Here is a 19,007-nt window from a genome sequence, read left to right as displayed (position 1 = left end):
TATCTATGTTCGATCAAGGCAGACATTGTAGCGACTACCTTTGCAGGAATGGAATCAAAGTTTCGGCCAGCACGCCCGGATCGAACTTTGCGACATAGGAATCCACGCCTACGCTGGAACCCATGGCGCGGTTGGCGTTGGATGACAAGGACGAGTGCATGATAACCGGGATGCCCTTGAAGCGTTGATCGGACTTGATGAGTTTGGTCAGGACGTAGCCGTCCATTTCCGGCATTTCGGCATCGACCAGAATGATTTTCAGGTAGTCGTGCAGACACTCGCCATCGACCCAGTTGCGTCCGGCGAGCACCTGCAGGCGATCCCATGCTTCCCGGCCATTGGTCGCCTGCTGGAACTTGATGCCCATTTTTTCCAGCACGCCGGTGATTTCCTTGCGGGCCACCACGGAGTCGTCGACGAAGAAAATGTACTGATCGCTTTCCAGTTGGGCGGTAGGCACGTCCGGCAGGCGAGGTTCGCCGACGACGCTGGCCAGGATCTGTTCCACGTCAAGAATGGACACCAGTTTGCCGTTTTCCAGCTCGGTGACGGCGGTGATCAGGTTCTGGTTGGTGCCGGCGGCCGCCATGATGTTTTCCGGCGCGCGCACCTTGTCCCAGTCCACGCGGATGATGCGATCCACCGAGTCTACCAGGAAGGCCTGGGTGCTCTTGTTGAACTCGGTCACGATCATCGTGTCGAACTTGTTCCCGGCGTTCTGATAGCCGATGAATTTGGCCAGCGAGATCACCGGAATGATGTTGCCGCGCAACGACAGCACGCCTTCGACGCCGAACGGCATATTGGGCGCCTTGGTGATGGCCGGCGTCTGCGAAACTTCGCGTACCTTGAATACGTTGATGCCGAATGTCTCACGCGTCCCCAGCGAGAACAGCAGGATTTCCATTTTGTTGGAGCCGGCCAGCTTGGTCCTGGCGTCCACACTGGCGAGCAAGGAGGCGTCGGTGCTAGGCATGTCGTGATCCCTATCCCTTGATTTCTTAAAAGGCCGTGATTAGTTGCTGGGTTCCAGCTTCAGCATCTGGCGCAGCTTGCTGGCCAGCTTTTGCGGCTCGAACTTGGAAACGTAGGAGTCCACGCCCACCGATTCGCCTAGCTTCTGGTTGGACGAGCCGGACAGCGACGAATGCATGAGCACGGGGATGCCGGCGAAGCGCGGATCGCTCTTGATCATCTTGGTCAGCATGTAGCCGTCCATTTCCGGCATTTCCACGTCGGTCAGTACCAGGTGCAGTTCGTCGCACAGCCTGCGGCCGGTCGCCTCGGCCTGCTGGGCCATTTTCTGCAGGTCTTCCCAGCCGCGCATGCCGTTGATGGCGTAGCTGTAGCGGATGTTCATCGCCTCCAGCGTGCGCTCGATCTGCTTGCGCGCCACGGCGCTGTCGTCGGCGAAGAAGATGCGCCGGTCTTCCTTGACTGGCTCGATGTTGATGAAGCTGTGGCCATCGTCGATGACGCTGGTTTCCGCCAGCACTTTCTCCACGTCCATCATCATCACCAGCGTGCCGTTATCCAGCTCGGTGACGGCCGTCACCAGGCCTGCCATGCGGTTGGTGATCATGTCGGGCGGCACGCGCATGGCGGACCAATCCAGGCGCAGGATGGTATCGACAGCCTCGACCAGAAAGCCCTGAGTGTGGCCGTTGTACTCGGTCACGATCATGATTTCGGGACGATTGCTAGTGACGATGCCGGCGTATTTGGCCAGGTCTATCACCGGGACCAGCGCGCCGCGCAGGCTGACCATCCCTTCTACGGAGGAAGGCATTTCCGGCGCCGAAGTGATCTCCGGCGTGCGCATTACCTCGCGGACCTTGAACACATTGATACCGAACACCTCTTTGCGGCCGGTACGCTGATCATGCCCCAGAGAGAAAAGCAGGATTTCCAGCTTGTTGGTGCCTGCCAGTTTGGTTCTGGCGTCGATTTTTTTGAGAAGCTCTGACACAAAAACCTCCGCAGCATCTTTTGGAATGGCGCACTACTTCCCTTTATACGCCCAGATATGAGTTTTTCCCGGTTTTTTTTGCTTGCAGCCGCTCCCGTCGCAAGTTGGCTCACCGTAGATTGGTCATTATCATACCGTTTAAGTGGTTTTTACAAATGACAGTGAGGCGGCGGCAGCTATGGTTTCAAGCCTGAACGATCAGCAACAGCTGGAGGCGGCATTCGAACAGTTCAACGCGGTTTCCAGCCAACTCATTGATGCATATAGACAACTTGAGGTTCAGGTTAACGTGTTGAATGCGCAATTGGACGAGGCGAACAACCAGTTGCGAAAACAACGAGACGAGAACGCCGCGTTGGCTGAGAGGCTGGGATTATTGTTGAAAGTGTTGCCTGCGGGCGTGGTGGAACTGTCCAATCTGGGCGAGGTGATCGCGCAGAACCTGGCTGCGGAGTCCTTGCTAAGCGGTTGTTATATTGGTGAGTCTTGGAGCGACGCGCTGGAAAAGCTGCAACGGTGCGAGGCAGATGATACCTACGCCTCGGCGGAGGAGGAGGGCGCGCGCAGGTTGACGCTGCAGTATCAGGATTTGCCGGCATCAGGCGGGCGAATTGTGCTTATTCACGATGTGTCGCGCCTGCATCAGTTGACCAGCGAGCTGGCCAGGCAGCAAAAACTGGCCTCAATGGGCAGCATGGCGGCCTCGCTGGCGCATCAGCTGCGCACGCCGCTGGCGAGCGCAATGTTGTACACCGCCAACTTGAAGCAGGATATTCCCAGACCCGAGGATAGGGCGCGTTTCGTCGACAAAAGCCTGGCCAGAATGCGGGCGCTGGAGGGCTTGATACAAAACATGCTCGGCTTTGTCAGGGGGCAGGTATCCTCGCTGGAGGACGCGGAGCCGGCGTCTTTGCTGGAGGATGTCTGCGCGGTGATGGCGCCGCAGTGCCATGACAAGGGCGTACATTTCGATTGCAATCCGCATGCGGTTTCTGCCATAACGGTTTTGGTGGATCGCAAGGCTTTACAGGGGGCTTTGATCAATCTGCTGGAAAACGCCTTGCAATTCACGCCGTCGGGCGGGCAGATCGCCTTGCGGGTGCTGGATGATGCGCAGGCCGTTTTGTTTCAGGTGGAGGATGACGGCCCAGGCGTGGATCCGTCTGTCATGGACAGGATTTTCGAACCGTTTTTCACGTCGCGGCCTGGCGGTACTGGCCTGGGCTTGGCTATCGTGAAGAAGGTGGCGGAAGAGTTGGGGGGCGATGTCCGGTGTTACAACAAGGCATCGGGCGGCGCCTGCTTCGAGTTGAAATTGCCGCGGGCGGGCTGATCGTCCGCGCCGTTTGTCAGCGAATCAATCCAGGAAAGACGAGGGGCTGCGATGAGACCGATTGTGAGAGTCGAGGGGAATGTCGGCACGATGATGTTGATTGGGCAGTTCGATTTCAATCTGCACAAGGATTTTCGCCAGGCGAGCCAGGAGTTGCTGGACAACGGCGCGGTGCAGGAAATCCGCGTCGACTTTGACCAAGTGCCGTTTCTGGACAGCTCGGCGCTGGGCATGCTGCTGCTGCTCAAGGAACGCGCCGCGGCGCAGAAGAAGACCATGGTGCTGATCAACTGCCACGAGGCGGTGATGCAGGTATTCGAGATCGCTTGCTTCAACAAGATGTTTACGATTAGGCAGGCCGGTTGACGATGGCTGGCCGCGCCCTGCGGCGCGGCGGCTGGCCAATTCTTTCTTCTGGCGGAGGCGACGCCGCGCGCTTGCTAGCGTTCTAGAAAGCGCAGCTTGTCTTTGACTTCGGCCCAGTCGGCGTGGTCCGCTGGCGGGTCGATGCGGCTCACTATGCCGGGCCAGTTCTTGGCCAGGTCGGCGTTTAGCTGAATGAAGGCTTCCTGGCCCTTGGGCACATCGTCTTCCGGGTAGATGGCGCCGACAGGGCATTCAGCCACGCATAGCGAGCAGTCTATGCACTCGTCGGGGTCTATCGCCAGGAAGTTCGGCCCCTCGTGGAAGCAGTCCACAGGGCATACCTCGACGCAGTCGGTGTATTTGCATTTGATACAGGCATCGGTTACAACGTAGGCCATTCTTGTATCCTTCTTAAGGCTGGCTCGGGTTCGGATCAATCGTCATTTTAGCCAGAAATCATCGAACAAGCCTTTTCGCTTCATTTCATTCAGATGTCCCATGCACCGTATCGGGGCCGTTTCGCCCCCAGTCCCACCGGCCTGCTGCACGCGGGTTCCCTCAGCACCGCCGTAGGCAGTTATCTCGAAGCGCGCAGCCGCGGCGGCCAATGGCTGCTGCGCATGGAGGACCTCGATCCGCCGCGTGAAATGCCGGGCGCGGCCGACGCCATTTTGCGCACGCTGGAGGCGTTCGGCTTCGAGTGGGACGGCGAGGTGGTCTATCAGAGCCGGCGTCATGATCTGTATCGCGAGGCCTTGCGGCAGTTGATCGCCTCCGGTCATGCCTACGCCTGCTGCTGCACGCGCAAGGAGATCGCGGCGACTGCGCGGCGGGGGCTGGATGGCTATGTCTATCCCGGGACCTGCCGCAAAGGTTGTCCTGACGGCCGCGAGGGCCGAGCCTGGCGGCTCAGGGTGGAGGACGGCGAGTGGACGACGCATGACAGGCTGCAGGGCGATTGCCGGCAAGACCTGGCGCGGGACATCGGCGATTTCATTTTGCTGAGAGCGGATGGATTCTGGGCCTATCAGCTGGCGGTGGTGGTGGATGACGCGGAACAGGGCATGACCGATATCGTGCGCGGCGCGGATCTGCTGGTTTCCACGCCGCGCCAGTTGGCGGTCTACGATGCGCTGGGTCTGGCCCGTCCGGAGTACTGCCATCTGCCGGTATTGACCAATGGCGCGGGCGAGAAGCTATCCAAGCAGACCCTGGCGCCGGCGATTTCCGGCGCGGATGCTGCCCGCCAGTTGCGTGTGGCGCTGAGCCGGCTGGGGCATGCGCCGCCGGAGGACTGCCAGGGCCTGAGCGAAGTGTGGGCCTGGGCCTTGGCCAACTGGTCGTTAGGCCGCGTGCCGCGCGGACCTCTGCAGATCGGACTAGATTGAATCTTGGTATTTTATTTGCATAAACCGCTGTTCGCACACATCTTTTTTCATGAAAAAAAATGACGATGCGACATGTTTTCACATCAAAACTGTGTTTAAATGCGCCCTTTTTTTCGGCGTGACACCGTTATCCATGCCGCCCGGCGTCTTCGCTTCGACTATGTTGAAGCCATGAGCCAGCGGTCGGCCTTTGTCCCGTCTGTCTCACGCATGCTGGGCGCGCGGCGCGATCCGCCGGCGCGCGGCTTTCCGTTCGCGATGGAGAATCAGGTTTGAGCGAAAACAGTTCCTCTTCCAAGAAAGGCTCGCTGGGAGTCTGGATGTGCACCGCCCTGGTGGTGGGCAATATGATAGGCTCCGGCGTCTTTCTGCTGCCGGCCTCTCTGGCGCCGTTCGGCGGCATTTCGCTGCTGGGATGGGTGTTGACGGCGGGCGGGGCCATCTGCCTGGCGCTGGTGTTCGCCCGCTTGTCGGCCATCCTGCCGCGCGAGGGCGGACCTTATGCTTATATTCACGCCGGCTTCGGCGATTTCGCCGGTTTCTGGATCGCCTGGGGCTACTGGATTGCGCTGTGGGCGGGCAATGCCGCGCTGGCGGTGGCTGCCACCAGTTATATGCAGGTCTTTTTCCCGGCGCTGGGCCATAACGAGCTGCTGGCCGGCGGCTTCGCCATCAGCCTGATCTGGATCGTCACTTGGATCAACAGCCGCGGCGCGCACAGCTCCGGCGTGGTGGCGGTGGTGACCACGCTGTTGAAGTTGCTGCCGCTGGCCGCGGTCACCTTCATCGGATTTTTCCACATGCATGTGGAAAATTTGGCTTTCAATCCGCACCACAAGCCGTTGATGTCTTCGCTGTCCGCCACCATGGCGCTGACGCTGTGGGCGTTCCTGGGCCTGGAGTCGGCCTCGGTCCCGGCAGGCGATGTGGATCAGCCGGAGAAGACCATTCCGCGCGCCACGGTGATAGGCACGCTGCTGGCTACCGTGCTGTACATCCTGTCCACCGTGTCGCTGATGGGACTGATGCCGTCCGACATGCTGGCGGCCTCGCAGGCGCCGTTCGCCGATGCCGCCAAGCTGATGTGGGGCGATTGGGGCTATTGGGTGGTCGGCTTCGGCGCCGTGGTGTCCTGCTTCGGCGCGCTGAACGGCTGGAGCCTGATGCAGGCGCACGTGCCTGCGGCGGCGGCCAAGGATGGCTTGTTCCCAAGCCGTTTCAAGCAGCGCAACGCGGCCGGCGTGCCCATCTTCGGCCTGGTGTTGTCCAGCAGCCTGGTCACCATCCTGATGGCGATGAAGTATGCCGGCGGCGACAGCGGCGTGAAGATTTTCGAATTCATCATCCTGTTGGCCACCGCCACCACCTTGCTGCCTTATGCCTTCTGCTCGATGGCGCTGATCGCCATCATGCTGATGCGCGGCAAAGCGTTCGCGCCCAAGGATTATGTCGCGCCGGGCTTCTTCGCCGGCATTGGCTTCGTCTACTCCTTGTGGGCCTTGTACGGCTCGGGCGCAGACATCGTGATGTGGGGCATGCTGCTGCTGTTGTTGGGCCTGCCTATTTATGTTTGGCAGATCAAGGAGCGACACTCGGCAGTCTGACCCTATTGGGCAATGGATGGAAAAGCGCAGCGCGGCAGCCTGCGCTTTTTTCGTTTTCGAATGTATTTTATTAAAAAATGAGTGCGATTATTTTCTTTGAAAAACATTTCCGCTGACTGTTTTACATCGAAATAAACACGGCTTGCCAAGGCGGGGACATCGCCACCATAATCGCCGGGTCATACAGGAGAGAGCGGCTCTAGGCCGCCGCCGAAGGCGCAAGCGCACCCGCTAATCGCTCAGGCAAAAGGACTGTATCATCTGGCCGGCGGCTGCCGGCTTGCGCAATCTGGAGAGCGGCGCCCGCGCGGCGTCCACCGAAGGGGCTAACGGCCGATCCGGCCGGAAAATCTCAGGTGCAGGGACAGAGGGGTGTGGTTGATGAGGCTATCCACACTATTCTCTAAGGAACCGCGCCATGACGGCCCCGAAACGTACTCCGCTGTTTGATGCCCATATCGCCGCCGGCGCCAAGATGGTCGATTTCGCCGGTTGGGAAATGCCCATCCATTACGGTTCCCAGCTGAAAGAGCACGAAATCGTCCGCAGCGACGCCGGCATGTTCGACGTATCCCACATGACCGTGGTCGACATCACCGGTTCCGACGCCAAAGCCTGGCTGCAGAAGCTGATCGCCAACGATGTGGCCAAGCTCGGCTTCGAGGGCAAGGCCCTGTATTCCGGCATGCTGACGCCGCAAGGCACGGTCGTCGACGACCTCATCGTCTATCTCACTTCCTACGGCTACCGCATGGTGGTCAATGCCGGCACCACCGAAAAAGACCTGGCCTGGATGGAGGCCCAGAAGGCTGGCTTCGACGTGGCGCTGAAGGTGCGCCGCGACCTGGCGATGCTGGCAGTGCAAGGCCCGCAGGCCATTGAAAAAGTCTGTTCCATCAAGCCGGAGCTGGCAGATGCCATTCGCGCGCTCAAAGTGTTCCAGGGCCTGCCCCAGGGCGAGTGGTTCTACGCCCGCACCGGCTACACCGGCGAAGACGGTCTGGAAATCATGATCCCGGCCGATCAGGCCATCGCCTTCTTCAATCAATTGCAAGCCGTGGGCGTCGCGCCTATTGGCCTGGGCGCGCGCGACACGCTGCGCCTGGAAGCCGGCATGAATCTGTATGGCCACGACATGGATGAAACCGTGTCGCCGCTGGAAGCCGGCATGGGCTGGACCATCGCCTGGGAGCCGGCCGAACGCAAGTTCAACGGCCGCGAGGCACTGGAAGCGCAAAAGGCCGCCGGCGTGAAGATGAAGCAGGTTGGCCTGGTGCTGGAAGGCCGCGGCGTATTGCGCGAAGGCTTGAAGGTGGTGGTGGAGGGCGTCGGCGAAGGCGTGATCACCAGCGGCACCTTCTCGCCCACGCTGAAACACTCCATCGCCATCGCCCGCGTGCCGGCCGCCATCGGCGCGACCGCCCAGGTGGACCTGCGCGGCACGCTGACCGATGTGCGCGTGGTGAAGATGCCCTTCGTGCGCAACGGCAAGAAAGTATTCGAATAAACCGGCGGGCGCTATGCGCCGCCAACCCCGATCATAGCTACGACTGGAGAAACCGAGATGAGCAATATCCCCGCCGAACTGAAATACGTTGACAGCCACGAATGGCTGCGCCTGGAAGCCGACGGCTCCGTGACCGTGGGCATCACCGCGCACGCTCAAGAGCTGTTGGGCGACATCGTATTCGTCGAGCTGCCGAAAGTGGGCGCGGTTTTGGCCAAGGAAGAGCAGGCCGGCGTAGTGGAGTCGGTGAAGGCCGCTTCCGACGTCTACTGTCCTATCGCCGGCGAAGTGCTGGAGGTGAATGCTGAACTGGAAGGCGCGCCGGATCTCGCCAATAACGAGCCCTATGGCGACGGCTGGTTCTTCAAGATCAAGCCGGCTAACGCCGCCGATCTGGACGGCCTGATGGATGCCGCCGCCTACGCCAAGGAAATCGGCGCCTAATCGCCTGACCGCCCCGCCGTCGCAAGACGCCGGGGCGTTGTTTTTTCCAGCCCGGCTCTGTTATGAGCCGCCGCAACGAAGAAAGTCCCACGCATGTCGCTCTCCGAACTCTTCAATCGCCACGAATTCATCGCCCGCCACATCGGACCGTCCGACGCAGAACGCGCCGAGATGCTGGCCGTCGTCGGCGCGCCGTCCATCGATGCCCTGGTCGACCAGACCCTGCCGGCCGATATCCGCCTGAACCGCCGCCTGGATCTGCCCTCGCCGCAGCCGGAAGCCGAGGCGCTGGCCGCCTTGAAGGCCGTGGCAAGCAAGAACGTGGTCAACAAGTCTTTCATCGGCCTGGGTTACTACCCGGTGCTGACGCCCAACGTCATCCTGCGCAATGTGCTGGAAAATCCGGGCTGGTACACCGCCTACACCCCGTACCAGGCTGAGATCGCCCAAGGCCGCCTGGAAGCGCTGCTGAACTTCCAGCAAATGGTGATAGACCTGACCGGCCTGGAAATGGCCAACGCCTCTCTGCTGGACGAAGCCACCGCTGCCGCGGAGGCGATGGCGATGGCCAAACGCGTGTCCAAGTCCAAATCCGTCAGCTTCTTCGTCGACAGCCGCGTGCTGCCGCAGACGCTGGACGTGATGAAGACCCGCGCCAAGTACTTCGGCTTCGAGCTGGTGTCCGGCCATCCGGAAGAAGCCGGCAACGGCGACTACTTCGGCGCGCTGTTCCAGTATCCGGGCGAAGCCGGCGATCTGATCGACCTGACTCCGCACATCGCGGCCATCAAGGCCAAGGGCGGCGTCGTCGCCGTCGCCGCCGACGTGATGGCGCTGGTGGCCTTGAAGTCGCCGGCCGAGATGGGCGCCGACATCGCGCTGGGCAACACCCAGCGCTTCGGCGTGCCCATGGGTTTCGGCGGCCCGCACGCGGCTTACTTCGCGTTCAAGGATGAGATGAAGCGCTCGGCGCCGGGCCGCATCATCGGCGTCTCCATCGACGCCAAGGGCAAGACCGCGCTGCGCATGGCGCTGCAGACCCGCGAGCAGCACATCCGCCGCGAGAAGGCCAACTCCAATATCTGCACCAGCCAAGTGCTGCTGGCCAATATCGCCGGTTTGTACGCCGTTTACCACGGCGCGGAAGGCGTGCGGCGCATCGCCGCCCGCATCCATCGCCTGGCCGCCATCTTCGCCCACGCCGTGCAAAGCGCCGGCGGCAAGTTGGCGTTCGACCGTTTCTTCGACACCGTGCAAGTGGACGCGCCCAAGGCCGACGCCATCTACGCCGCGGCGCTGGCCGCTGGCTACAACCTGCGCCGCGTGGGCAAGACCGTGCTGGGCGTGGCCTTCCACGAGGCCGCCACCGAAGCGGACTTGGCCAAGCTGATCGAGCTGTTCACCGGCAAACCGGCGGACATCGCCCAGCTTGACGCCGCCGCCCTGGACGCGATCCCGGCCGCGCTGAAGCGCGAGTCGGCCATCCTGACCCATCCGGTGTTCAACACCCACCATAGCGAGCATGAAATGCTGCGCTATATGAAGAAGTTGGAAAACCGCGACCTGGCGATGAACCACTCGATGATCTCGCTGGGCAGCTGCACCATGAAACTGAACGCCACCAGCGAGATGATTCCGATCACCTGGCCGGAATTCGCCAATATGCACCCGTTCGCGCCGCGCGAGCAGACCGTGGGCTATCTGGAGATGATCGAAGGCCTGCAGGCTCAGTTGAAGGCGATTACCGGCTTCGACGCGATCTCCATGCAGCCGAACTCCGGCGCCCAGGGCGAATACGCCGGCCTCTTGGCGATCAGCCGCTACCATGAGTCGCGCGGCGATGGCCATCGCAATATCTGCTTGATCCCGCAATCGGCGCACGGCACCAACCCGGCCACCGCGCAGATGATGAATATGCAGGTGGTGGTGGTGAAGTGCGACGAGGCCGGCAACGTGGATGTGGCGGATCTGAAGGCCAAGGCCGAGCAGCACGCCGCCAACCTGGCCGCGCTGATGATCACTTACCCGTCCACTCACGGCGTGTTCGAGCAGGGCATCAAGCAGATTTGCGAGATCGTGCACAGCCACGGCGGCCAGGTCTATATGGACGGCGCCAACCTCAACGCTCAGGTGGGCCTGACCCGTCCGGCCGACATCGGCGCCGATGTGTCGCACATGAATTTGCACAAGACCTTCTGCATCCCGCACGGCGGCGGCGGACCGGGCATGGGCCCGATAGGCCTGAAGGCCCACTTGGCGCCGTTCATGGCCAATCATGTGGTGGCTTCGGTGCCGGGCGCGGAAGAGGGCCAGAGCGCGGTGTCCGCCGCGCCGTTCGGCTCCGCCTCCATCCTGCCCATCTCCTATATGTATATCGCGATGATGGGCGCGGAAGGCATGAAGCAGGCGACTGAAAACGCGCTGCTGTCCGCCAACTATCTGGCCACTCGCCTGGGCGAGCACTTCCCGGTGCTGTACACCGGCGCCAATGGCCGCGTGGCGCACGAGTGCATCATCGATTTGCGCCCGCTGAAGGCCGCCTCCGGCGTGACCGAGGTGGACGTGGCCAAGCGCCTGATGGACTACGGTTTCCATGCGCCGACCATGAGCTTCCCGGTGCCGGGCACGCTGATGATAGAGCCGACCGAATCCGAGCCCAAGGCCGAGCTGGACCGCTTCATCGCCGCGATGGCCTCCATCCGCGCTGAGATCGACCAAGTGCAGACCGGCGCATGGCCGGCGGACAACAATCCGCTGTGCAACGCGCCGCACAGCAAGGCCGACATCGCTGGCGAGTGGAACCGTCCATATAGCCGCGAGCAGGGCCTGTTCCCGCTGCCTTATGTGTTGGAAAACAAGTTCTGGCCGAGCGTGAACCGCATCGACGACGTCTACGGCGACCGCAACGTAGTGTGCAGCTGCCCGAGCACGGAAAGCTATATGTAAGGTAGCGGCGCGGCAGTCCCGACTGCCGTCCCAACAGCCCTGCCGGCGAGAGCCCGCAGGGCTGTTTTTTTGCGTGGGTCAAGGGCGGGGCGCTCTGGCGCGGCTAGCCATGACTTGAGGGGCGAAACGGGGGAGATCAGGTGTGGCGGGAATGCTGTACGTGTAAATACTTACGTAAGTATATCTAAGTGGTAACAATTTCTCATGCGAACTATTACTAGGAAGTGGTTTCAGTCCGCCGTTAAAAAGTACAGGCGGCGGTGATTTCGGGACGGTAATAAGAGCAGGGGCAAATGATATGGGCGCTGCAGATTTTGATGGTTTCTATCGCAATAACGCGTCGTTTTACGGAGATAGGCCGGCCTTGTCGCTGGTGTATTACCTGGATAAATACAATGTGAGAGGCGAAGGCTGCGGGCTGGATTTGGGCTGCGGCCAGGGCCGCAACTCCCTGTATCTGGCGCGCCGCGGTTTTTCCATGCGCGGGGTGGATCAGTCGGCGGAGGCGGTTGCCAGGCTGGGCGCGCAGGCCGATGTGCAGCATCTGGACATCAGCGGCCGGGTGGCCGATCTGGGCAATGTGATCGAAGTGGATATCGAGCCGCAACGATATCAGCTCATTGTCGCCTATACCTTGCTGGATCATCTGAATGAAGATTCCGGACAGCGGCTGGCGCATTCCATGATGGAGGGATTGGCGCCCGGCGGTTTCTTGTTTGCCGCGGTATTCCTGGAGGATGATCCCGGCTGCAGCGGCCAGGGCGGCAAGGCAAGCGAGACGGCGGCCTATATCCGGCATTATTACCAGTCAGGCGAGTTGCGGCGGCAGTTTGGACGGCTGGAAGTTCTGGCCTACCAAGAGGAATACGCGCTGGACCTCAGCCATGGCTGGGCGCATCACCACAGCATGGCCAGATTGTTCGCCCGCAAGCCGCTGATCTCATAGCAAGCGCGGTTCGCGCGGGGACTTGAACCTGAAAAGCAGGGCGTCGGCCCTGCTTTTTTCATGCCCGCTGCGCCGGCCATATCGCGCGCGGCGGGAGTGAGTAAAATTTCGGCAGCGCAGGCGGCTGGTTTGCTACAATGCCCGGTCTTGCCATTTGGATGGCGAGCCGATTTTTTGATGGATAAATAAAAGGTTAACGGCAATCATGCCGATGAAGAACGTCATCTCCTGGCAGGGAGACAATTTGCCGATGCTGGAGGCGTTGAGCCTGCCGCTTTGGGTATTCGATATCGATCACCGCCGCGTTTTCTGGGCCAATCAGGCTGCGCTGGAAGTGTGGGGCGCCGACAGCCTGCTGGAGTTGCAATCGCGCGATATGTCCCGCGATATGTCGGTTTCCGTAGCGCAGCGGCTGAATCAATACCGGCAGGATTTCGAGCGCGACAACGCGGTCTTCTCCGAAAGCTGGACGCTCTATCCCAAGGGCCAGCCCCGACTGCTGAAGGTGGTGTTCCGCGGCATTCTGGTGGAAGGGCGGATGATGATGTTCTGCGAAGCGCAGAACAACTTGTCGGTCGATCCGACCACCCTGCGCAGCGCCGAAGCGCTGATGCATACTTCCATGCTGGTCACGCTGTACGACTCGGCCGGCATGGTGCTGTACCGCAATCCATCCGCTCGCGCCAAGGTGGCGTACTCCAGCGAAACCTGGCGCCAGCATTTCATCCACGACGGCGACTGGCAGGCGCTGCAGCAGGGCATCGCCGCGACCGGCGAGGCGCGGCAGCTGGCGCAAGTGCATACGCGGCAGGGCATGCGCTGGCATGAGATCGCCGTGCGGGCCTGCCGCGACGGCGTGTCCGGCCAGGACGCGTTGCTGGTCACCGAGGTGGATATCACGGATTTGAAGCATGCCGAGGCCCGCGCCAGCTTCCTCGCCAATCACGATGTGTTGACTGGGCTGCCTAACCGCAACGGCATACGCAGCGAACTGCTGCCTTATCTGCAGCAAGCCTTGCGCGATGGCCGCCAAGTGGCGCTGATGTTCATCGATCTGGACCGCTTCAAGAACGTCAATGATTCGCTGGGCCATGCCAGCGGCGACGAAATGCTGATCCGCATGAGCGGCCGCCTGTCGCAGCTGCTGGGCCATGATGAAAAAGTGGCGCGGCTGGGCGGGGACGAGTTCCTGGTCATGCTGGCGGCGCCGGATGTGGCGGAACGGGCCGAGACCCTGGGGCGCCGCATCCTGCAGACCTTGTCCATGCCTATGCGGCTGAGCGGCATGGACGTCAGCGTGTCCGCCTCCATCGGCATCAGCGTGTGCGGCGAGGGGAGGCTGGACATCGAGCGCATGATGCGCCACGCCGATCTGGCCATGTACGCGGCCAAGGATGCCGGGCGCAATAATCTGATGTTCTTCGCGCCCTCGCTGGAAGAGCGCAGCCAGGCGCAGCTGGCGCTGGAGCGCGATATTCGGCGCGGCCTGGACGGCGGCGAATTCATCGCCTATTTCCAGCCGCGCGTGGACGTGGCGAGCGGGCGCATCATCGGCGCGGAGGCGCTGGCGCGCTGGCAGCACCCGCTGCGCGGCGTGCTGATGCCGGATACCTTTATTCCGCTGTGCGAAGACGGCGGCATGGTCAGGGAGCTGGGCAGGCAAATTCTGACCCAGGCTGCGCGTCAGCAGCGGCAGTGGCGCGATCGCGGCCTGGAGCTGATGGTGTCGGTCAATCTGTCGCCCAGCCAGTTCATCGATCCGGCCCTGGCCGGCATGGTGGAGCAGGTGCTGCGGGACAGCGGTTGCCAGCCGGACAGGCTGGAGCTTGAGATCACGGAGTCCGTGCTGCTGGGCGACGACGAGCAGACGATGCAGACCTTGCAGTCGCTGCGGGCGCTGGGCGTTCGCATCGCGGTGGACGATTTCGGCACGGGCTATTCCAACCTGGCGTATCTGCAGCGCTATCCGCTGACCTCCTTGAAGATAGACCGCTCCTTCGTCTCCGATCTGGAACGGCGGCCGGCCATCGCCGAGATGATCACCACCTTGTGCCGGATGATGGGCCTCAATATGGTGGCGGAAGGCGTGGAGACGCCGCAGCAGCTGAGCTGGCTGGCCGAGCGCGGCTGTCAGGAGTATCAGGGCTTCCTGTGCAGCCCGGCCTTGCCGTCTCATTTGTTTGCTCAATTGGTGCTATAGCGAGGCGTATTAATTCGTTGGTTTTCCTTGCGGATTGGCTTACTCTAGGCCATTCATGCGCCCGGCATTTTGCGGGCGCGGCAAGGAGAATCCGATGAAAGCCCTGACCACCGCCCTGCTGGCGGCCTGGCTGCCGCTGGCGGCTCATGCCGCCAAACCTCTGACTGTCTGCACTGACGCCAATCCCGAAGGCTTCGACGTAGTGCAGTACAATTCGCTGGTCACGACCAACGCTTCCGCCGATGTGCTGATGAATCGCCTGCTGGACTATGACGCGTCCAGCGGCAAATTGCGGCCCAGCCTGGCGAGCAGCTGGGAGCTTAGTCCGGACGGCCTGAGCTATACCTTTCACCTGCGGCCTGGCGTGGCCTTCCATGGCACCGATTATTTCAAGCCCACGCGCCCGCTGAACGCCGACGACGTGGTGTTCACTTTCGAGCGCATGCTGAATCCGGATCATCCCTGGTACAAGACGGCGCCTGCCGGCTATCCGCACGCGCAGTCCATGCAGTTTCCCAAGCTGATCAAATCGGTGGCCAAGGTGGATGCGCAGACCGTGCGCTTCGAGCTGAATTATCCGGAAGCCACCTTCCTGTCCAGCCTGACCATGGGCTTCGCCTCCATCTATTCGGCAGAATACGCGGCGCAATTGCTGGCGGCCGGCAAGACGGCGGATCTGAACAGCAAACCCATAGGCACCGGGCCGTTCATCTTCAAGAGCTTCGCCAAGGACGCCCAGGTGCGCTACCTGCCCAACCCGGCGTATTTCGGCGGCAAGCCCAAGGCGTCCGCGTTGATTTACGCCATCACGCCGGACGCCAGCGTGCGTCTGCAGAAGCTGCGCGCCGGCGAATGCCAGATCGCGCTGTCGCCCAAGCCGCAAGACGTGCAGGCGGCAAGTTCGGACAGCCGCTTGCGGGTGCTGCGGACGCCTGCCTTCATGACCGCCTTCGTCGCATTCAACAGCCAGAAGAAGCCTCTGGACAATCCGCGGGTGCGTCAGGCCATCAATCTGGCGTTCGACAAGGCGAGCTATCTGAAGGCTGTGTTCGGCGGCAGCGCCAGCGCGGCGGATCTGGTGTATCCGCCGAATACCTGGAGCTACGACAAGACTATCCAGCCTTATCCGCATGACGCGGCGCGGGCCCGGAAGCTGTTGGCTCAGGCGGGCTATCCCAATGGCTTCGATGTCGACGTGTGGGTGCGCCCCAGCGGCAGCACGCTGAATCCCAATCCCAAGGCCGGCGCGGAAATGCTGCAGGCGGATCTGGCCAAGGTGGGCGTGCGCCTGCGCATCCAGACCCTGGAATGGGGCGAGCTGATCAAGCGCGGCAAGGCCGGCGAGCACCAGATGCTGTTCATGGGTTGGGCCGGTGACAATGGCGATCCGGACAATTTCCTGACGCCCCAGTTTTCCTGCGCTGCGGTGCAGTCCGGCACCAATTTCGCGCGCTACTGCGATCCGCAGTTGGACAGGCTGATCAGCGACGGCAAGAAGACGGCGGATTTCGCAAGCAGGAGCAAGCTGTATCGCAGCGCGCAGCGCATCATCCATGAGCAGGCGCTATGGCTGCCGCTGGCGCATCCTACCGCCTATGCGCTGACGCGCAAGGAGGTGTCGGGCCTGGCTGTCAGCCCGTATGGCCGGGTCGATTTTGGCGCAGCGGTATTGAAATAGCCGATACAGGCCATTGCTTGCGATAAATTGAAATAGAGCAATCGCTTTTTGATATATTGTTGTCATCGGAAAGCCGGATGAGGGAAGGCGAGCGGGCTGTAGCGCCCGCTTCGTCGCTGAGCCTTGCGGGGCTTGGTGATTCGCGGTTTGTGCCGGGCGCATAGTCTTGCCTGCGCGGCGGTCGATTTTGGTAGTATGTAGGGAGCGGCTGGTTGCGAATGGCCGCGCAAGGGGAGAGAGGAACGCCGATGGCTGGCGTGTCTTGCTTGTTCTTAGAATGCGCCCACCCTCGCATGCGCGCGGCCTGTCTCGCGTCCCGCGCGGGCATGGGCCGATAAATGATAAATGACAAGATGCAAACCAGACGAACACAGCAAAGCCGCAGGGAGTCCACCATAGGAAAGCTGGTGGAGGCGGCCATAGAATGCCTGATGGAGAGCGGCTATCACGGCACCAGCGTGCAGCTGATCTGCAATCGCGCCGGCGTGTCGCAAGGCGCGCTGTTTCGCCATTTCGCCACCAAGAACGAGCTAATGCTGCCGGTGGGCCGCAAAGTGGTGGACGATATTTTCGATGTCGCCCTGGCGCTGGCCGGGCAGCAGTCCCCATCCATGCCGGAGGAGGAGCGCATTGTCGGCCTGATGCGGGCGCTGGTGACGGCGCCGCGCCATATCGTGCTGCTGGAGCTGTTGATGGCGGCACGCACCACGCCGGACCTGCGCGATATCTTCCTGGGCAGCGCCAGCACTTATTTCCGCGACCGCTTCGTCGCGATGATGGCCTCGCTGTTTCCGCGCTACGCCATTTCCACGGGCTTCTTCGCCACGCTGCTGACCATGATGACCACTATGCACGGCATGGCGCTGTATCGCACCCTGGCCGAGCATCCGGAAGGCGACAAGATGCGCGAACAGTGGCTGCAGGCGGCGTTGAAGACCGAGCTGGAGCGGATACGGCAGGAGGGGGCGGATACGCGCAACCCGGTGTACCAGCTGCCATTCTGATTCGCTGTTGCGAACGACGAAAACCGCTGCCGGCCGCAGCGGTTTTTTGTCGCCCGCTGTCGCGCAGCGATGAGGCAAAGAAAAAGACCCGCCGAAGCGGGTCTTTTTTCGTCTAGTTCGCAGGCTCTTGCGTCGAGCCCTTGAATTAGAAGGCGTGAACCATGTTCAGGCCGAAGGCCTTGATCTTGTCCTGGTTGTTGCCAATCAGCAGAGCGGCAGCGTTGTCGCCCAGCTTGATTTCGCCGTATTGCGCGCCGATGGTGGTGCGCTTGGACAGAGCATAGTCAGCACCCAGCACGAACTGGTCGTACTTGGAGTTGGCGATGGTCGCGCCGTTTGCCTTCAGGTTGTCGCCGTGAGCATAGGTGAACTTCGGAGTGATGGCGCCGAAGGAGTAGCTGGTGGTCAGAGCGTATTCGGTGGTCTTCACGTCAACTGCGTTGCCAACTACGGCTTGGATGGCAGTCATTTGAGCCGGAGTAGCCAGGACGCTCAGAGCGGTGGTGCTCAGGTCGCCTTGGTTCTGCTTGAAGCCGAAGCCTACGAACAGGTTGTTGGCGTTGTAGCCAACTTCCAGTTGGTGCTTGCGGTTGCCCTTATCGCTCTTAGCGATGGCGCCGGCAACGTGGCTACCGTATTCGTAGTCGTACTTGCCGAAGAAGCCGCTGTTCTCGTAACCCAGACCCAGGTTGTAGATTTCGCGAGCGGTGCTGTTGGCGGACTTGTCTTCCTTGGTGCCGTACTGGAAGGCGGCGGTCAGGCCCGGAACCACGGCCGGCAGGTCGTAGCGCACGGAGTTCTTCAGACGGTCACCGTCGCGGGTGAACAGACCCAGGCCCAGCGCGTTGTTGCGGTATTCCCAGGTGTCAACCGTGCCCATGTCGCTGTCTTGGAAGTTGGACACGTTGCCCAGACGCACGGTACCGAAGCTGCCTTGCAGGCCGATGAAGGAGTTGCGGTTGGCGAAGGTGCCGCTGGAGGAGCCATCACGAGCTTGGCCGTCGATGCCGAAGCCGGTCTCAACTTGCCAAATGGTCTTCAGACCGTTGCCCAGGTCTTCAGCGCCCTTGAAGCCGATGCGGGAACCCAGATCGTCAACGTTGGTAACTTTGGTGGTGCCATTGTCGACGTTTTCAACGCCGCCCTTGATCTTACCGTAGATGGTTACGTCAGCAAAAGCAGCGGCCGGCAGGGTGGCTACCAGCAGGGCAATCAGACTCTTTTTCATGGTCAAGTCATCCTTTATTAGGTTTAGGAATGTGAGCAAATGCTATTGGCTGGGTTGTGAAAATGCAACTACAGGTGGCTGCAAGTGTTGCTGACAAGCAACTAATGTTCCATTTTGGAAATGATGTTTTTCGTTTTTATTCTTTGTAAGTGATTGAATTGTCTTGGTTTGTGATGGGTGTGCGCTGGGGTGGGGTTGATGTTGCAAAAATGCATCAAACGCTTATATTGGCTGATGATGATTGGATTGCTTGGGTTTGGCGCGGCTTGCGGGCGAAAAAAAAGCCCGCGGCTAGGGCGGGCTTGAAAAATCAACGTGACTTGAAGTGAATCCAGGCGAAGCAGATTGCATCTGCTTGAATTCGCTTACGAACATGATAAAAGAAAGCGCCAGC

15 protein-coding genes and 2 riboswitches are annotated in these 19,007 nt (G+C 61.1%); of the genes, 11 read left to right on the top strand and 4 right to left on the bottom strand.

The genetic code is table 11. The features are described 5' to 3' along the window. Positions 1 to 34: 34 nt before the first annotated feature. Together C2I19_RS09200 and C2I19_RS09195 are read right to left on the bottom strand one after the other, a co-directional pair. A complete protein-coding gene (locus C2I19_RS09200) occupies positions 35 to 976 on the bottom strand; it encodes a chemotaxis protein (RefSeq protein WP_103902405.1) in 942 nt (313 codons plus the stop codon). Positions 977 to 1,015: 39 nt separating this feature from the next. After that, complete coding sequence (locus C2I19_RS09195; protein WP_103902404.1) at positions 1,016 to 1,969, bottom strand: chemotaxis protein; 954 nt, start codon at positions 1,967 to 1,969, stop codon at positions 1,016 to 1,018. 142 nt (positions 1,970 to 2,111) lie between these two features. Between C2I19_RS09195 and C2I19_RS09190 the strand changes: the two genes are divergently transcribed. Beyond that, positions 2,112 to 3,302, top strand: coding sequence for a sensor histidine kinase (locus C2I19_RS09190; protein WP_233201156.1), 1,191 nt, complete (start codon positions 2,112 to 2,114; stop codon positions 3,300 to 3,302). A 51-nt stretch (positions 3,303 to 3,353) separates the two neighbouring features. Further along, positions 3,354 to 3,668, top strand: coding sequence for an STAS domain-containing protein (locus C2I19_RS09185; RefSeq protein WP_103902403.1), 315 nt, complete (start codon positions 3,354 to 3,356; stop codon positions 3,666 to 3,668). A 74-nt stretch (positions 3,669 to 3,742) separates the two neighbouring features. Here C2I19_RS09185 and fdxA read toward each other — a convergent pair whose 3' ends face one another. Next, a complete protein-coding gene (fdxA, locus tag C2I19_RS09180) occupies positions 3,743 to 4,066 on the bottom strand; it encodes a ferredoxin FdxA (RefSeq protein WP_103902402.1) in 324 nt (107 codons plus the stop codon). 93 nt (positions 4,067 to 4,159) lie between these two features. Here fdxA and gluQRS point away from each other — a divergent pair, with 93 nt between their 5' ends. The 9 genes from gluQRS (at position 4,160) to C2I19_RS09135 (ending at position 17,385) form a co-directional block, all read left to right on the top strand. Continuing rightward, a complete protein-coding gene (gluQRS, locus tag C2I19_RS09175) occupies positions 4,160 to 5,056 on the top strand; it encodes a tRNA glutamyl-Q(34) synthetase GluQRS (RefSeq protein WP_103902401.1) in 897 nt (298 codons plus the stop codon). Between the two features lie 272 nt (positions 5,057 to 5,328). Then, positions 5,329 to 6,660, top strand: coding sequence for an amino acid permease (locus C2I19_RS09170; protein ID WP_103902400.1), 1,332 nt, complete (start codon positions 5,329 to 5,331; stop codon positions 6,658 to 6,660). Between the two features lie 174 nt (positions 6,661 to 6,834). Next, positions 6,835 to 6,925: riboswitch (glycine riboswitch) on the top strand. A gap of 14 nt (positions 6,926 to 6,939) precedes the next feature. Beyond that, positions 6,940 to 7,038, top strand: a riboswitch (glycine riboswitch). 40 nt (positions 7,039 to 7,078) lie between these two features. Further along, complete coding sequence (gcvT, locus tag C2I19_RS09165; RefSeq protein WP_103902399.1) at positions 7,079 to 8,167, top strand: glycine cleavage system aminomethyltransferase GcvT; 1,089 nt, start codon at positions 7,079 to 7,081, stop codon at positions 8,165 to 8,167. Positions 8,168 to 8,224: 57 nt separating this feature from the next. Beyond that, positions 8,225 to 8,611 (top strand): glycine cleavage system protein GcvH, encoded by a 387-nt coding sequence (gene gcvH, locus C2I19_RS09160; protein ID WP_103902398.1) that lies wholly within the window; start codon positions 8,225 to 8,227, stop codon positions 8,609 to 8,611. 93 nt (positions 8,612 to 8,704) lie between these two features. Next, on the top strand, positions 8,705 to 11,557 hold the full coding sequence (gcvP, locus tag C2I19_RS09155) for an aminomethyl-transferring glycine dehydrogenase (RefSeq protein ID WP_103902397.1): 2,853 nt from the start codon (positions 8,705 to 8,707) through the stop codon (positions 11,555 to 11,557). Positions 11,558 to 11,855: 298 nt separating this feature from the next. Then, on the top strand, positions 11,856 to 12,503 hold the full coding sequence (locus C2I19_RS09150) for a class I SAM-dependent methyltransferase (protein WP_103902396.1): 648 nt from the start codon (positions 11,856 to 11,858) through the stop codon (positions 12,501 to 12,503). Between the two features lie 211 nt (positions 12,504 to 12,714). Continuing rightward, complete coding sequence (locus tag C2I19_RS09145; RefSeq protein ID WP_103902395.1) at positions 12,715 to 14,703, top strand: putative bifunctional diguanylate cyclase/phosphodiesterase; 1,989 nt, start codon at positions 12,715 to 12,717, stop codon at positions 14,701 to 14,703. Positions 14,704 to 14,797: 94 nt separating this feature from the next. Next, the gene (locus tag C2I19_RS09140; RefSeq protein WP_103902394.1) at positions 14,798 to 16,381 is read left to right on the top strand and encodes an ABC transporter substrate-binding protein; all 1,584 of its coding nucleotides are present in this window, start codon (positions 14,798 to 14,800) and stop codon (positions 16,379 to 16,381) included. A gap of 353 nt (positions 16,382 to 16,734) precedes the next feature. Then, a complete protein-coding gene (locus tag C2I19_RS09135; protein WP_158253673.1) occupies positions 16,735 to 17,385 on the top strand; it encodes a TetR/AcrR family transcriptional regulator in 651 nt (216 codons plus the stop codon). Between the two features lie 145 nt (positions 17,386 to 17,530). Here the strand turns inward: C2I19_RS09135 and C2I19_RS09130 are convergent, their stop codons facing one another. Next, positions 17,531 to 18,613, bottom strand: a complete 1,083-nt coding sequence (locus C2I19_RS09130; RefSeq protein WP_103902392.1) for a porin — start codon at positions 18,611 to 18,613, stop codon at positions 17,531 to 17,533. Between the last annotated feature and the right edge of the window lie 394 nt (positions 18,614 to 19,007).

The sequence above is a fragment of the Chromobacterium alticapitis genome, from assembly GCF_002924365.1.
GTDB lineage: Bacteria > Pseudomonadota > Gammaproteobacteria > Burkholderiales > Chromobacteriaceae > Chromobacterium > Chromobacterium alticapitis.
Note: the sequence above shows the minus strand (reverse complement) of the source record. Positions and strands in the feature narration are given on the sequence as shown.

What these genes read in the sequence shown, in the direction of transcription:
- gcvT (WP_103902399.1), top strand. Translation starts at nt 7,079, where the DNA reads ATGACGGCCCCGAAACGTACTCCGCTGTTTGATGCCCATATCGCCGCC.
- gcvH (WP_103902398.1), top strand. Translation starts at nt 8,225, where the DNA reads ATGAGCAATATCCCCGCCGAACTGAAATACGTTGACAGCCACGAATGG.
- C2I19_RS09145 (WP_103902395.1), top strand. Translation starts at nt 12,715, where the DNA reads ATGAAGAACGTCATCTCCTGGCAGGGAGACAATTTGCCGATGCTGGAG.
- C2I19_RS09130 (WP_103902392.1), bottom strand. Translation starts at nt 18,613, where the DNA reads ATGAAAAAGAGTCTGATTGCCCTGCTGGTAGCCACCCTGCCGGCCGCT.
- C2I19_RS09200 (WP_103902405.1), bottom strand. Translation starts at nt 976, where the DNA reads ATGCCTAGCACCGACGCCTCCTTGCTCGCCAGTGTGGACGCCAGGACC.
- C2I19_RS09135 (WP_158253673.1), top strand. Translation starts at nt 16,735, where the DNA reads ATGCAAACCAGACGAACACAGCAAAGCCGCAGGGAGTCCACCATAGGA.
- gluQRS (WP_103902401.1), top strand. Translation starts at nt 4,160, where the DNA reads ATGTCCCATGCACCGTATCGGGGCCGTTTCGCCCCCAGTCCCACCGGC.
- C2I19_RS09185 (WP_103902403.1), top strand. Translation starts at nt 3,354, where the DNA reads ATGAGACCGATTGTGAGAGTCGAGGGGAATGTCGGCACGATGATGTTG.
- C2I19_RS09150 (WP_103902396.1), top strand. Translation starts at nt 11,856, where the DNA reads ATGGGCGCTGCAGATTTTGATGGTTTCTATCGCAATAACGCGTCGTTT.
- fdxA (WP_103902402.1), bottom strand. Translation starts at nt 4,066, where the DNA reads ATGGCCTACGTTGTAACCGATGCCTGTATCAAATGCAAATACACCGAC.
- gcvP (WP_103902397.1), top strand. Translation starts at nt 8,705, where the DNA reads ATGTCGCTCTCCGAACTCTTCAATCGCCACGAATTCATCGCCCGCCAC.
- C2I19_RS09140 (WP_103902394.1), top strand. Translation starts at nt 14,798, where the DNA reads ATGAAAGCCCTGACCACCGCCCTGCTGGCGGCCTGGCTGCCGCTGGCG.